Source organism: Gordonia sp. L191, from assembly GCF_030077625.1.
GTDB classification, from domain to species: domain Bacteria; phylum Actinomycetota; class Actinomycetes; order Mycobacteriales; family Mycobacteriaceae; genus Gordonia; species Gordonia polyisoprenivorans_A.
Map to the genome: position 1 here is coordinate 3,453,120 of NZ_CP125996.1, position 14,037 is coordinate 3,467,156.

Genomic DNA, 14,037 nt, shown 5'->3' on the forward strand with positions numbered 1-14,037 from the left:
TTCCGGCGACCAGTGGGGACCCGGGCCTCGACTACCTCCCCGCACCGCGCCCAATGAGCACGACGAGAAGGTGCCACGCACCAGCGATCCAGGTTACGCGAGAGCCCAGTTCAGGGTCAAAACGCGCGGCCCGCGTCGCCGGGAGTGGACCTCGCCATCCGCATCGTCACGCCGGGGTGATGCGCGCCGAGGCCACCGCCTGCTCGCACGGCTCGTCGACGGAGTCGCCGCCGGTACCGGCCTGACATCCGACACTCACCTGTAGATCGTGCTCGACGAGTACGTACCAGCGGATCGGCGCACCCGACGCCGGGGCCTCGCGGTAACTGATCACATCCCGCCCGGCGAAGCGGGTCGTCGCGGAGAACTCACTGACCACGTCGTCGCCGCGCTGGGCGATCCGGTTGCGCAGACTGAGCGCCACCGACGAGGGTGTCGATCCCGCCCGCACGGTGCTCTGGACCAGCAGGATGCGGCTGCCGTCCTCGGGGGCGACGAACACGGTGCGCGACTGCACCGACGACGACGTCGCACCACTCGGTGCGTTCTGTTCGGTCCGCTGCCAGTCGGACGGGATCAGCAGGCTGGTACGCCCCTGGGTGACGAGGTGGTCGGCGGGCGCGGGTGGCCGATCGTGTCGGGTCGACGCCACCGCGGCGACGACGCCGACGACGAGCACCACCACCGCCAGGACCCCGGCGAGCACCCGCCCTCGCGTCAGCTCCACCCGCCGGCGCCCCGACGATGCGGCCATCTGCGCGTCGAGGTCACCGAAATCCAGCGGCTCGATGTGGGCGACGCGTGAACCCCAGCGGGCGACCAGTCGGCGATCGACGGCCACGACCCGACCGGCCACAGAGTGGTCGAGGATCAGTTCGACCGCCCGGCCCACCTCCGCCGGATCATCACCGTCGACGTAGACCGCCTCGATACCGTCGTCGATCGCCTCCTCGACGGCCGCGGCATCCTCGGTCGCCGAGCCGACCGGGCAGAGCACCGCAGAATCCTCGATCTCCCAGCCGATGGCTCCACGACGCAGGCGCTGCACGTCCCACCGCGGCGGCCCCGCTGCGCGTCGGTGGGTGGGCCGGTGGGCGGTCTCGACGACGGCGCACCTGCTGACCGTCACGTCGGTATGACTGCGGGCGATGAGGATCGACCGGGGAACCAGCCTGATGTCCGGGCGCAGGGAGCCCGCGGCCCCGGCGAGCACCCCGCCGCGTACGGCACCCCAGGTGCTGGGGTGTCCGATGAGGACCGGCCCGCGGTACCCGCCGACCATCTGCGCGAACACCTCACGCCAGCGTTGTTCGGCGCCGAGCCGGACCCCGCCCGCGACGATGACGTCGGCGTCGATGTCCTCGAGCAGATCGGTGACGTCCGGCCCGGCGACGGCACCGATCGTGGTGTGCCCGTAGGCGAGATCGATCACGAGCGGTCTCGCCGGTGTCGTCGTCGCGGGGCTCGGGATACCCCGGTTTGTGGTCAGCGTGCCCGTCATGAGTCGTCCGGGTCGGTCGGGTCGGTCGGGTCGGTCGGGTCGGAGGTGGCGATCTGGATCATCTCCTGGGCCCGGGTGCGGGACACGAGTTCACCGCGGCCGGGGACCAACCGCTGCATTCGGGTTCGCCCGGTGATGTATCCCTCGTCGCGGTCACCGCTCATCAACAGCATGTCCGACGAGAGATCCTTGAGCCGCCCGATCACCGGGTCGAACAGCGCCCGCCCGAGTCCACCGGAGCGACGCGCCAACACGATGTGCATACCGATGTCACGGGCGTGGGATGCCAGATCGATCAAGGGCAGCAACGGATTCCCCGACGAGGTGGCGACCATGTCGTAGTCGTCGACGACGATGTACACGTCCGGTCCCGACCACCAGCTGCGGGCCTTGAGCGCATCGACGGTGAGATCGTCGGGCGGCAGTCGTTTGGTGAAGTACGCGGCGAGCTGGTGCATCATCTTCGTCGCGTTCTCTCCCGAACTGGCGTACCCGGCGAGATGATCTCCGGTGATGATGCCGAGCATCGTGCGGCGGTAGTCGATCAGCACGACCTTCACCTGATCCGGCGTCGACCCGGTGACCAGACCGGAGATGATCGTCTTCAGCAGCGTGCTCTTGCCGTGTTCGACGTCGGCGAAGGCCATGAAGTGGGGCTGCACACCGAAATCCAGGATGACCGGGGCGAGTTCGAGCTCCCCCACCCCGATGGCCACCTGGTGAGGACCAAGGACGATCTCGGCGTCGGCGACGAGTTCTGCGACCCGCGCCGCGGAGATCTCGGTGCCGAGCTTGCGCACCGGTAGTGCGCGCCGATCGGGGTAGGCCAGCGAGATCGCGTCGAGGGCGAGTTGTCCGCCCATCGGCAGTGTTGCCGGAGCGGGGTCGCCGTCGAGGCGCGGTAATGCCACCAGCAGATGCATGCCGTCGGGGCTGAGCCCACGCCCCGGTCGATTGTGCGGCACCAGCGAGGCCGCTTTGCGTCCGAGTTCGGAATCCATGGCGTCACCGAGGCGTAATTCGAGTCGGCTGCCGATCAGGTCCCGCATCGCCGGGCGGACCTCGGCCCACCGGGTGGCCGTCACGATCAGGTGGACGCCATACGACAGCCCCTGGGAGACGATGATCCCGATCTGTTCTTCCAGGAACTCCATCTCCCCGCGCAACACGCCGACCCCGTCGAGTACCAGGAACACATCGCCGTGCGGGTCGTCGGCGAGCGGATCGTCGGGCCGGGTGCGGCCGGTCCGCATCCAGTCCTGGCGCCGCGCACGGTAATCGGACATCGACTCGATACCCAGACGGGCGAATCGCAATTCTCGCGCCCGCACGACCGCGGTCACCTCGGCGACCGTGCGTCGCACCGCGTCCATGTCGCCGCGGGTCGCGACCGAACCCACATGCGGCAGGCCGGCGATACCGGCAAGGGAACCCCCGCCGAAGTCCAGACAGTAGAACTGCACCTGTTCGGGGGTGTGGGTGGCGGCCGCGGCGACGATCAACGTGCGTACCGCGGTCGACTTGCCGCTCTGCGGGCCGCCGACGATCGCGACGTTGCCTGCCGCACCCGACAGGTCGAGGACGTGCTTGTCACGCCGCTGATCGAAGGGGCGATCGATGATGCCGACCGGTACCCGCAGATCGCCGGGGGCCGACGGTGTCGAGAAGGCGCGGTCGCCGATCAACCCGTCCACGGTCGGCGACTCGTCGAGGGGCGGCAACCAGACCTCGTGGGCACTGGGCCCGGCGCCGGCGATCCGTCCGACGAGGGTCTGCAGCAGGGACGGAACGCTCACGGTTCCGGCGGTCACGCCTGCCGTCTCGGGTGGGGTGTCGGAGGCGGTGGTGGACGCGGTAGGGGGTGACGCAGAAGAGGTTGGCGCAGAAGGGGTTGGCGCAAAAGGGGTTGGCGCAGTGGGCGGCATGACCGACAGCAGTGCGGCCGCCTGGTCGAGCACCGAGCCACCGGCACCGACGGACGCGGCGGGCGGCATCCGATCCGCCCCCGTCGTGTCCAGGCCTGAGGCATCGTCGGCGGCGTCGAACGGGACGGGCAGGGCGGTGAACATCTTCATCGCACCCCGTGACCCCGGTGCGTCACCGACCCCGGTCACGGTGTCTCGCACGTCGGCGGGCGGGTGATACGGGCCCGAGACGTAGCAGGTGTTGAACCGGATCGGCTCGCCCGCATCACATTTGAGGTATCCCGAACCGGGCACGCTGGGCAGGTGGTACGCGTCGGGCACTCCGAGTACCGATCGGGATTCGTTCGCCGAGAACGTCTTCAGACCGATCCGATACGAGAGGTGACTGTCGAGACCGCGCAGCTTGCCTTCCTCGAGTCGTTGGGAGGCGAGCAGCAGGTGAATGTGCAGCGACCGCCCGAGCCGTCCGATCGCGACGAACAGTTCGGCGAAATCCGGTTTCTGGGCCAGTAGTTCGGAGAACTCGTCGACGACGATGAACAATGCCGGCAGGGGTTGCAACGGAGCACCGGCGGCGCGGGCCTGTTCGTATTCGGTGACGTTGGCGAAGTTCCCCGCCGCGCGCAATACCTCTTGACGACGATTCAATTCCCCCGACAGCGCATCCTTCATCCGGTCGACCATCGCCAGTTCCTGCTCGAGGTTGGTGATCAGAGCCGCCACATGGGGGCTGCGCTCGAGCCCGAGGAAGGTGGCGCCGCCCTTGAAGTCGACGAGGACCAGATTGAGCTCGGCGGGTGAGTGGGTGGCCAGCATCGCCACCACGAGTGTGCGTAGGAACTCCGACTTTCCCGAACCCGTTGCGCCGATGCACAACCCGTGCGGACCGGTACCGCCGTGCGCGCTCTCCTTGATGTCGAGTTCGACCGTCCCACCCGATGGCGTGTAGCCGATCGGAACCCGTAGACGGTCACGCCCGGTCCGCCCTCGCCAGTGCACCGCGGTGTCGAAGCGCGACACGTCGTCGATCCCCAGCAGCGCCGGCAATCCCGGATCGAGGGCGGTGGCCTCGGAATCGAGGCTGGCCAGCGAAGCCGCCGTCGCCAACCGATAGCGAGCCAGTCGTCGGGCGACAGCCTCGCATTCGGCGATACCCAGCGCGTCCATCGTCGCGAAATCCTCGGTGCCGTATGCGCTTCTCGCCGAGACCGTGCCGTCGGAGACCACCAGCTGCAGTCCGCGTCTGGCGGCGAGCCCGTCGGGCGGCGCGGTCAGGTCCAGCACGGTGACGCCCTCCATGCCGGCGTCGTTGACGAGGCGTTCGGCCCCGGTCACCCTGCCGTCGTCGATGATCACCACCAGGTGCACCCGACCGGGTGTCGGCGGCGCCGATCGGGAGAACCGTCCACGGTCGGCCAGTTCGGCGGCGAGCGCGGTCTCCAGATCTGCCAGCGTCGGGAAGATCATCCGCATCGGTCCGACGGCGTCGGCCAGCGAGGGATGCCCGACGTGCGGCAGCCATTTCGCCCAGTCCCAGGCCTCACCGGCCGGGTCGGCGGTCACCACGGCCACCCGCAGATGGTCCGGTCCGTGGAAGGCACACAGATCGATGACCATGGCGCGCAACAGTTCTCGGGTCTCCTGGCGAACTCCCTCGATGTTGATGGCGGGAAAGCCCCGCAGCGATATCGCAGTCGGTAATCGATGCACCACCGAATGTGTCCGGACGAATCGCCGCAACGCGACCATCGACACCGGCTCGAGGTCTTCCAACGGCCCGGTCTCCGGTGGCACCAGACGGGTGGCCAACCGCTGCGTACCCAGGCCGACCCGCACATGTGCGAAGTCGTTGTCGGCCGGTCGCCGCTCCCACATCCGGCGCGTCCCGATCAGATCGGGAATGCCGCGCGGGTCGGGGTGGCTCCAGGTCAGCGCCGCACGCTGCGCACCGCTGGTGTCGCCGACCTGCGTGCGCAGACCGGCGAGGTAGCGGAAGTAGTCCTTGCGTTCCTCGTTGAGTTCGGCGGCCTTCTTGCCGCCCCCACGTCCTCCCGCTGCAAACATGCCGAACATCGACATCAGCATCATCAGCGGGAACATCATGAACAGTGGATTGGTCAGGATGTTGCGCCCGCCGGTGGCGAACATCATCGCCAGCATCCCGATGACCGCGACCACCATGATCACCGGCAGCAACTTCAACAACATCCCGCCCGGCACCACCCGCGGCACATCGGGGGGCGGCTGGATGTTCAGTTCACCACCGGGCGCGCGCGGTGGCGTGATCCGTGGCCGCCGCACAAAACCGTCGGTTGTGCTCACCTGTCCCCCTCGTCCCCTCTACCTCGCCCCTCGCGCGTTGTCCCCCGTCGACTCACCGGGACGTCCTCTGCGCAGTGTTATCCACCGGAACGAATAGGACATCTCACCCAAAGCCGAACGTGTGGTTATGGTAACTGCGAATCAAGGGGGAGGAACGTCGAGATGTCATCTGTGGATACCCGACCAGCGGCACCCGCCGAGAACGGTGCGCTGCGGGCGTCGGCGCCGTCGATCGAACCCGCATTGGTACGGGTGTCGGTACTCGGCGGCAACACCCAGCTCGACGTCGCACTTCCGGCTGCGATCCCGGTGGCCGCCCTCATCGGCGATCTCGTGGCCCAGATCGAGTCCCGCAGCCCGCGCCGGCACGACCCCGACGACACCGAGCCGGATCCGAGCGGCGACAACGTGCTCGATCGGCGGTCCCGATGGACCCTGTCGCGCATCGGGCAGCCGCCGCTGCCGGTGAATCGTTCGCTCGCCGACTCCGGGGTACGTGACGGCGATCTACTGATGGTCACCTCGGTGCGTACCGACGACTCACCGGCTCTGTTCGACGACGTCGTCGATGCCGTTGCGCGCCTGAACGAATCACGCTTCGCCAACTGGTCGGCGCCGGGAGCCCGGGTGATCGGATTCGCGGCGGCGATCCTGGCGGCAATCGTCGGCGCGGTCGCCCTGGCCGGGATGCGGTGGCATTCCGACGTCTGGTGGCCGGCGATCCCGGCCGCGACGATGGCACTCGCGCTAGTCACCGCCTCGGCCATCGTCGCCCATCGATATCGCGACGACACCACGGCGACGGTCCTGGCCGCCGCGGCCGCACCGACGGCGTTCGTGGCCGGCATGCTCACCGTCCCGGGCGATTTCGGCTCCGCGCATCTCTCGCTCGGTTTCGCGGTGGTGGTACTCGTCTGCGTGGTGTCCTATCGGCTGAGCGCGGTCGGCGCGGTGGTGCATGCCGCGCTGCTGACCGCATCGGTGCTCGGTGGCGCGATCTCGGTGGCGGTTCTGCTCATCGACACCTCGACGCGCAATGTCGCCGCGGTCGGCGCGGCCGCGGTGTTACTGGTTGTCGCGATGGCGCCGCGGCTGACGATCGTGCTGGCGAAGCTCCCTCTGCCGCCGGTGCCGACGGCCGGTGTCCCACTCGATCCGGACGACGCCCAACCCGTCCCGACCATCGAGGGCATCGGCGCGATCGGAGCGATGGCACTTCCGAAAGCCGATGCGCTCGAGCGTCGTTCGTATCTGGCGAACGCCTACCTCACGGGCATCGTGGCCGGTGCCACCGCGGTGATCGGCCCCACAGCGGTCATCACCGCCACTCCGTGGACCGGGGTCGACACCAAGTCGATGGCATTGGCGGTCATCCTGGCCGTTGTGATGTGTCTGCGCGGGCGCTCGCACAGCGATCTCGTGCAGGCGTGTGTCCTGATCTCCGGCGGCGTACTGACCCTCGCCGCGCTCGTCGGTTCGTTGGCGGCGGTCGACGGGTGGTGGCCGTTCGTCGGATTCGTCGTCGCGGCGACAGCTCTTGTCGTAGCGCTCGTCCTCGGTGTGATCGCACCCGGACACGAGTTCTCGCCGGTGATGCGACGCCTCGCCGAGCTCGGCGAGTACGCCCTGATCGTGGTGATCGTGCCGCTGCTCGTCTGGATTCTCGATCTGTACCAAACGGTTCGGGACATCTAGTGGTCCGTCACGGAGCCGGGCAACCGGCATCCGGCGGTGTCGGTCGTCGCCGCTTTCCTGTCCGCCTCGCCGTGGCACTGGCCGTCATCACGCTCATCGCCGTCTCGGGCGGTGGGCCCGCCTTCGCGCTCAATCCTCCTCAGGTCGACCCGGGGGCGTTGAACCGGTCGGCGCCGGTGGCGCCGCCGGAACCCACCGAACAACGCACACTGTGCGCGCGGCCCGTCGCCGTCACCGCTGCGAGCCACCCCTCCCCCGCTCAGCAGATGATGAATCTGGAAGAGGCCTGGCGCTTTTCGCGCGGAGCGGGGCAACGCGTCGCCGTGATCGACACGGGCGTCACGCCGCATCCCCGACTCCCGCGGTTGCGAGGTGGAGGCGATTACGTCTCCACCGGCGACGGACTCGCCGACTGTGATGCGCACGGGACGCTGGTGGCCGGGCTCATCGCGGGCTCGCCGTCGTCCGACGACGCCTTCTCCGGGGTCGCCCCGGATGCCTCGATCATCTCGATTCGCCAGTCCAGCAGCGCCTTCGACGCCAAGAATCGGCGTCGCGACGACGCGGACCCGGCCGTCGGCGGCGGATACGGGTCGGTGAGCACCCTCGCCAACGCGGTGGTGCGCGCCGTCGACCTCGGTGCCACGGTCATCAACATCTCCGAGGTGGCGTGTTCACCGGCGGGTGGCCGGCCCGCCGACCGCTCGCTGGGTGCCGCGGTTCGCTATGCCTTCGACCGCAACGTGGTCGTGGTGGTCGCGGCAGGCAACCTGTCACAGGGGTCGGCGTGCGCCGAACAGAATCCTGCGCCGGTGCCCGGCGATCCCGACGGATGGGGATCGGTGCGGACGGTGGCGAGCCCCGCGTGGTTCTCGCCATACGTACTCGCGGTGGGTTCGGTCGATGCCGGCACCGGGGCTCCGAGTTCGTTCAGCCTGCACGGGCCGTGGGTAGACGTCGCGGCGCCGGGTACCGGGATCATCAGTCTCGACAGCACTCCCCGGAGTCCGGCACTGGTCAACGCGCAGCGGAGCAATTCGGGTCCGCAGCCGTTGCTGGGTACCAGCTTCTCCACCCCGTTCGTCGCCGGCACGGTGGCGCTGGTCCGCGCGCGGTATCCGGCGTTGTCGGCGGGTGAGGTGATGGACCGCATCGTCCGCACTGCGCACGCCCCGGGCACCGGCCACGACCAGGCGATCGGTCACGGGGTCATCGACACTGTCGCGGCGCTGACCGCCGAACTGCCCGACGGACCGCTCGCCGATCCCGAGGTGCCCGCACCGATCGCGGCTCCCGCGGTGGCGCCGGCACCCGATCACACCCCGCGCAACGTCGCGCTGGTGGGCGTGGGGCTCGCCGCGGCCGTCGTGGTTGCGGTTCTGGCGCTCTCACTGCCTCATCGTCGGGTCCGTCGACTCGACCCGGACGAGTACTGACCGGACCACCGGTACGTCGTCTCCGATGGTCGGGTTACTTGGCCGTCCGAGCCGGCCGCAGTTCACGCGGCAGGGCGAAGGTCAACGTTTCCTCGGCGGTGGTGACCTTCTCGACGGAATCGAAGCCGTACTCGGAGAGGAAGTCGATGACCCCACGGACCAGGACCTCCGGCACCGACGCACCTGAGGTGATGCCGACGGTCTCGACGCCGTCGAGCCACGCCGGATCGATCTCCCGCGCATAGTCGACCAGGTAGGAGGCCGACGCGCCGTTCTGTAGTGCCACCTCGACCAGCCGCACGGAGTTCGACGAGTTCTTCGAGCCGACGACGATCACCAGGTCGCACTTCGGGGCCATCGCTTTCACGGCGACCTGACGGTTCTGGGTCGCATAACAGATGTCGTCGCTGGGCGGGTCGTTGAGCTCGGGGAATCGCTCACGGAGGCGGCGCACAGTCTCCATCGTCTCGTCCACCGACAGCGTGGTCTGGGAGAGCCAGATGACCTTCGATTCGTCGCGCACACTCACGGCGTCGACGGCGTCGGGACCATCCACGAGCTGGATGTGCTCCGGCGCCTCCCCCGCGGTGCCCTCGACCTCCTCGTGGCCCTCGTGGCCGATGAGCAGGATGTCGTAGTCATCGCGGGCGAAGCGCTTGGCCTCCTGATGCACCTTGGTCACCAGCGGACACGTCGCGTCGATGGTCTTGAGGTTGCGTTGCGCGGCGGTGCGGTGCACCTCCGGGGAGACGCCGTGCGCGGAGAACACGACGATGGCGCCTTCGGGTACCTCGTCGGTCTCGCCGACGAAGATCGCGCCACGCTCGGCGAGGGTGTCGACGACGTGCCGGTTGTGCACGATCTCCTTGCGGACGTAGACGGGCGCACCGTGCTTGTCGAGTGCACGCTCGACGGTCTCCACGGCGCGATCCACGCCGGCGCAATATCCTCGCGGTTCGGCGAGCAGGATGCGCTTGGATTCAGTCATGTCCCCAAGGGTACGTGTTGGACCACTCGCCGCGAGATGGCAGAGTGAACCCATGGTTCGTGCTCCTTATCCGGCCCGTATCGCCGCAGGTCTCGTCGTCACGGCCGTCGAAGAGACGCGTAAGTTGCCGACTCTGCTGTTCACCCTTCCGGTGACCGCGGTCAGCGAGACGCTGCAGTTGGCGATGCGCGCCCAGCAGGGCATCGCCGAGTTGGCCATCAAGGGCGACACCGCACTGGAGATGATCTTCGACCGCCCCAGCGAGGAGCCCGCGTGGGCGCGCTTCGACGAGGACGACACCGAGGACGACACCGAGGTCGCCGATACCGTCGTGCCGATCGAGTCCGGGCGGGCAACCCTCGCCGACACCCCGGATGACGAGCACGACGCCGCCTCGGACGACCACACCGAGCCCGCGCCGTCCGAGACATCCCCCGCCGAGTCGCCGGCCCCGCGCGCCGACGCCGGGCGATTCGCGCTGTACTCGTCGGCCCCCGAAGAAGTCATCACCTCCTCGACCACCGGCCCCGGCAGTGACACCCCGGCGCCCACCGGTCCGGTGCCCGAGGTCGTCGAGTACACCGAGTACGACAACCTCACCCTGGCCCAGCTGCGCGCCAAGCTGAGGTCGGTCGGTGTCGACGAACTCTCCGAGTTGCTCGCCTATGAGAAGGCCAACCGCAACCGCGCTCCGTTCATCACCATGATCGACAATCGGATCACCGCGGCCGAGAACAAGCGCTCGCCATCGAAGTGAGCGGTGGCGGTTCGGCGAATTCGGCCGACAACCCGTGGCCGGTGCGCACCGTCAACACCAAGATCGCCGACTGGATTCACCGGCTCGGCCAGATCTGGGTGGAGGGCCAGGTCACCCAGATCAGCCGCCGCCCCGGAACGCGCACATCGTTTCTGACGCTGCGCGATCCCGCCGCCGACATCTCCATTTCGGTCACGTGCAGCCCCGACCTGCTCGCCCGCTCCGAGGTGCCGATCACCGACGGGGCCCACGTCGTGATGCTCGGTCGCCCCAGCTACTACACCGGCCGCGGCACGATCTCGTTGCGCGTCAGCGATATTCGACCCATCGGCGTGGGTCAGCTGCTGTTGCGCATCGAGCGGCTGCGGCAGTTGCTGGCCGCCGAGGGACTCTTCGACGCACGTCTCAAACGTCCGATCCCGTTCCTGCCGCGCACCATCGGCCTCATCTCCGGCCGCGCCAGTGCCGCGCAACGCGACGTGGTGTCGGTGGCCTCGGCGCGGTGGTCCGCGGTGCGATTCGATGTCCGTGATGCACCGGTGCAGGGCCCGACGGCGGTGCCGCGGATCATCGGCCACCTTCGCGAGCTCGACGCGCACGCCGACATCGACGTCATCATCATCGCCCGCGGCGGTGGCAGCGTCGAGGACCTGTTGCCGTTCTCCGACGAGGCGCTGTTGCGGGCGGTCGCCGCGTGCTCGACACCGGTGATCAGCGCGATCGGCCACGAACCCGACAATCCGCTCCTGGACTTCGTCGCCGACATCCGCGCCGCCACCCCCACCGATGCGGCCAAACGCGTGGTCCCCGACGTGGAGGCCGAACTCGCCGGGATCGCCGCCCTGCGCCGTCGCAGCGCGCATGCCCTACGCAACTGGGTGCATCGCGAGGACCGGGTGATCGCCGGCCTTCGTGCCCGCCCGGTGCTCGCCGATCCGTTCACGGTGCTCGACCGACACAACGAACGCGTCGACCGGCTTCGAGCGGATCTGCGTCGCACCCTCGTCGGCCGCCTCGACACCGAGGACCGCCGTACCGAACATCTCGCGGCCCGGCTCGCGACGCTGGGACCGGCTCAGACGCTGGCCCGCGGGTACGCCGTCGTGCAGCGCGTCGACACCGACCCGCCGCACGTGCTCGACTCCGTGGACGGTCTGCCGACGTCGGCGCAGCTACGAATCCGGGTCGGTGACGGCTCGATTCACGCCGACGTCACCTCGATCGAACCGGCCGCGCACTCCCCTCACCACCACGACGCCCCTCACGACCACGACCACACCGACGACCATGCACAGGAGGAACAGTGAGTCCCCAACGGGCAGCAAAGAAGTCGGCTTCACAGAAGGCCGACACCTCCGACGACGGACGTACCCCGGTCGGCGAACTCGGATACGAACAGGCCCGTGACGAACTCGCCGAGGTGGTCGCGACCCTCGAGCGCGGAGGCCTCGACCTCGACGCGTCGCTCGCGCTGTGGGAACGCGGCGAGGCGCTCGCCGATCGCTGCGAGGCCCACCTCGCCGGCGCACGCGAACGCATCGAGGCGGTGCTCAACGACGGTGAGGATTTGGACGACGAGGAATCGGACGACGAGGAACTCGACGAGGACGACTGAGGCACAAGTGATCACGTCGCTGTTTGCGGTCTCGGGTCAGCGGAGATCCGCTGCGTCAACCCCTACCCGGCAGCGGCTGCTGCTCGATCACCGATTCGGCCATCGTGGCCATCCCGCTGTCGGAGCCGGTGGACATGACCGCGATTCGTACCGACCCGAGGTCGGTGATCCAGAAGTTGTTGCCGTCGTGGGTGCTGTAGGTCACCCAGCGCTGCCCACCGATCTCGCGGGTGCCGGTCCCCGAGGCCACGGTCGAACCGTCGGCGAGATGGTCGACGAGTTCGTCCTCGGACGCGTCGGTCTGGGTGAGTTGCACGTAGCTACCGCTGTTGGTGATCCAGCCGACGTTGCTGACCACATGCCCGGCCACGTTCTCGCGGCTGCCCGAACTCGGTTTCCACCCGGCGGGGTCCGGTGGCTTGCGGATCGGGAAGGGCAGCGTCTGCGAGTCCGAGAGCAGTGCACCCTGTACATCGAACGGGCTGCGCCGGTCGTCGGAGGCACTTCCGGTGAGCCCCACCGAGCAGTTCCCCGAGGCGATCGCGACGAGCGCGCAGATCGCCAACAGCGGAATGATCGACCAGATCATGTCCTTGCCGTTGACGAGATGGCGCGGTTTCTGGGCCATGGGGCTCAGTATTCCAGCCGACACACTCCGTTCGGCAAATCGCCCATCCGCCGTTTACCGGCTGCACGCAACCGCCCGGATGGATCACGCCGGGCGGTGACCAGCGCATCGGGGTGACATGCGAGGATGGAGGCCAGTCGCACCGCCGCACGCCGAGGAGTCCAAGACATGACCGAAGCCACCCCCCAGGCCCCTGACCGCAACCTCGCGATGGAGTTGGTGCGAGTCACCGAGGCCGCCGCGTTGGCCGCCGGACGCTGGGTGGGGCGTGGCGACAAGAAGGGTGGCGACGGTGCCGCCGTCGACGCGATGCGTGAGCTGCTCTCGACGGTGTCGATGCGCGGCGTCGTGGTGATCGGTGAGGGCGAGAAGGACGAAGCCCCGATGCTGTTCAACGGCGAAGAGGTCGGCGACGGCAGCGGACCCGACTGTGACGTCGCGGTCGATCCCATCGACGGGACCACCCTGATGGCCGAGGGCCGCCCGAACTCGATCGCGGTGATCGCGGTGTCCGAGCGCGGCACCATGTACGACCCGTCGGCGGTGTTCTACATGGACAAGATCGCCGTGGGCCCGGAGGCCAAGGGCGCCATCAACATCGACGAGTCGGTGGAGTGGAACATCAACTCGGTCGCCAAGGCCAAGGGCATCGACGTCGCCGACCTGACGGTCGTCGTCCTCGACCGGCCTCGCCACGCCGATCTGATCGGCGAGATCCGGCAGGCCGGCGCCAAGATCCGCCTCATCTCCGACGGCGACGTCGCGGGGTCGATCGCCGCTGCGGGCGACTACAGCACCGTCGACATGCTGATGGGTGTCGGCGGTACACCCGAGGGCATCATCACCGCTGTCGCGATGAAGTGCATGGGTGGCGAGATCCAGGGCAAGCTCTGGCCGCGCAATGAGGAAGAGCGCAAGAAGGCACTCGACGCCGGCCACGATCTCGACCGTGTGCTCGGCACCAACGACCTGGTCAGCGGCGAGAACTCGTTCTTCTGCGCAACTGGTGTCACCAACGGCGACATGCTGCGCGGCGTCACCTACCGGCCCGGCGGCGCCACCACGCGTTCGCTGGTCATGCGCTCCAAGTCGGGCACGATTCGCCGGATCGAGGCCGTCCACAAGACCGCCAAGCTCCGCGAATACGCACGCCTGAGCATCTGAGCCCTC

The 14,037-nt window shown here is 68.6% G+C and carries 10 protein-coding genes; 6 read left to right on the forward strand and 4 right to left on the reverse strand.

The genetic code is table 11. The features are described 5' to 3' along the window. Nucleotides 1-166: 166 nt before the first annotated feature. Nucleotides 167-1,501 (reverse strand): type VII secretion-associated protein, encoded by a 1,335-nt coding sequence (locus QNM97_RS15635; RefSeq protein WP_502874907.1) that lies wholly within the window; start codon nt 1,499-1,501, stop codon nt 167-169. After that, entirely contained in the window at nt 1,498-5,748 is a 4,251-nt protein-coding gene (gene eccCa / locus QNM97_RS15640) for a type VII secretion protein EccCa (protein ID WP_283819283.1), read from the reverse strand. The genes QNM97_RS15635 and eccCa overlap by 4 nt, the downstream gene beginning before the upstream one ends. A 162-nt stretch (nt 5,749-5,910) precedes the next feature. On the opposite strand from eccCa, the gene eccD reads away from it, so the two are divergent. After that, on the forward strand, nt 5,911-7,443 hold the full coding sequence (gene eccD, locus QNM97_RS15645) for a type VII secretion integral membrane protein EccD (RefSeq protein WP_283819284.1): 1,533 nt from the start codon (nt 5,911-5,913) through the stop codon (nt 7,441-7,443). Between the two features lie 71 nt (nt 7,444-7,514). Then, nucleotides 7,515-8,879: a type VII secretion-associated serine protease mycosin gene (gene mycP, locus QNM97_RS15650; RefSeq protein ID WP_283819285.1), complete on the forward strand. Its 1,365-nt coding sequence runs from the start codon at nt 7,515-7,517 to the stop codon at nt 8,877-8,879. Nucleotides 8,880-8,913: 34 nt separating this feature from the next. Here mycP and QNM97_RS15655 read toward each other — a convergent pair whose 3' ends face one another. Next, nucleotides 8,914-9,867, reverse strand: coding sequence for a 4-hydroxy-3-methylbut-2-enyl diphosphate reductase (locus QNM97_RS15655; protein ID WP_283819286.1), 954 nt, complete (start codon nt 9,865-9,867; stop codon nt 8,914-8,916). 52 nt (nt 9,868-9,919) lie between these two features. Between QNM97_RS15655 and QNM97_RS15660 the strand changes: the two genes are divergently transcribed. Genes QNM97_RS15660 through QNM97_RS15670 form a run of 3 tightly spaced genes read left to right on the forward strand, consistent with a single transcriptional unit; the run spans nt 9,920 to nt 12,239 of the window. Further along, a complete protein-coding gene (locus QNM97_RS15660) occupies nt 9,920-10,624 on the forward strand; it encodes a lipid droplet-associated protein (protein ID WP_283819287.1) in 705 nt (234 codons plus the stop codon). Then, nucleotides 10,621-11,931 carry an exodeoxyribonuclease VII large subunit gene (gene xseA / locus QNM97_RS15665; RefSeq protein ID WP_283819288.1) on the forward strand — a complete coding sequence of 437 codons (1,311 nt, stop codon included), beginning with the start codon at nt 10,621-10,623 and terminating at the stop codon, nt 11,929-11,931. The genes QNM97_RS15660 and xseA overlap by 4 nt, the downstream gene beginning before the upstream one ends. After that, nucleotides 11,928-12,239: an exodeoxyribonuclease VII small subunit gene (locus QNM97_RS15670; protein WP_283819289.1), complete on the forward strand. Its 312-nt coding sequence runs from the start codon at nt 11,928-11,930 to the stop codon at nt 12,237-12,239. The genes xseA and QNM97_RS15670 overlap by 4 nt, the downstream gene beginning before the upstream one ends. A gap of 55 nt (nt 12,240-12,294) precedes the next feature. Here the strand turns inward: QNM97_RS15670 and QNM97_RS15675 are convergent, their stop codons facing one another. After that, on the reverse strand, nt 12,295-12,867 hold the full coding sequence (locus QNM97_RS15675; protein WP_283819290.1) for a DUF4245 domain-containing protein: 573 nt from the start codon (nt 12,865-12,867) through the stop codon (nt 12,295-12,297). Nucleotides 12,868-13,035: 168 nt separating this feature from the next. On the opposite strand from QNM97_RS15675, the gene glpX reads away from it, so the two are divergent. Further along, on the forward strand, nt 13,036-14,031 hold the full coding sequence (glpX, locus tag QNM97_RS15680) for a class II fructose-bisphosphatase (protein WP_014359458.1): 996 nt from the start codon (nt 13,036-13,038) through the stop codon (nt 14,029-14,031). Nucleotides 14,032-14,037 lie beyond the last annotated feature (6 nt).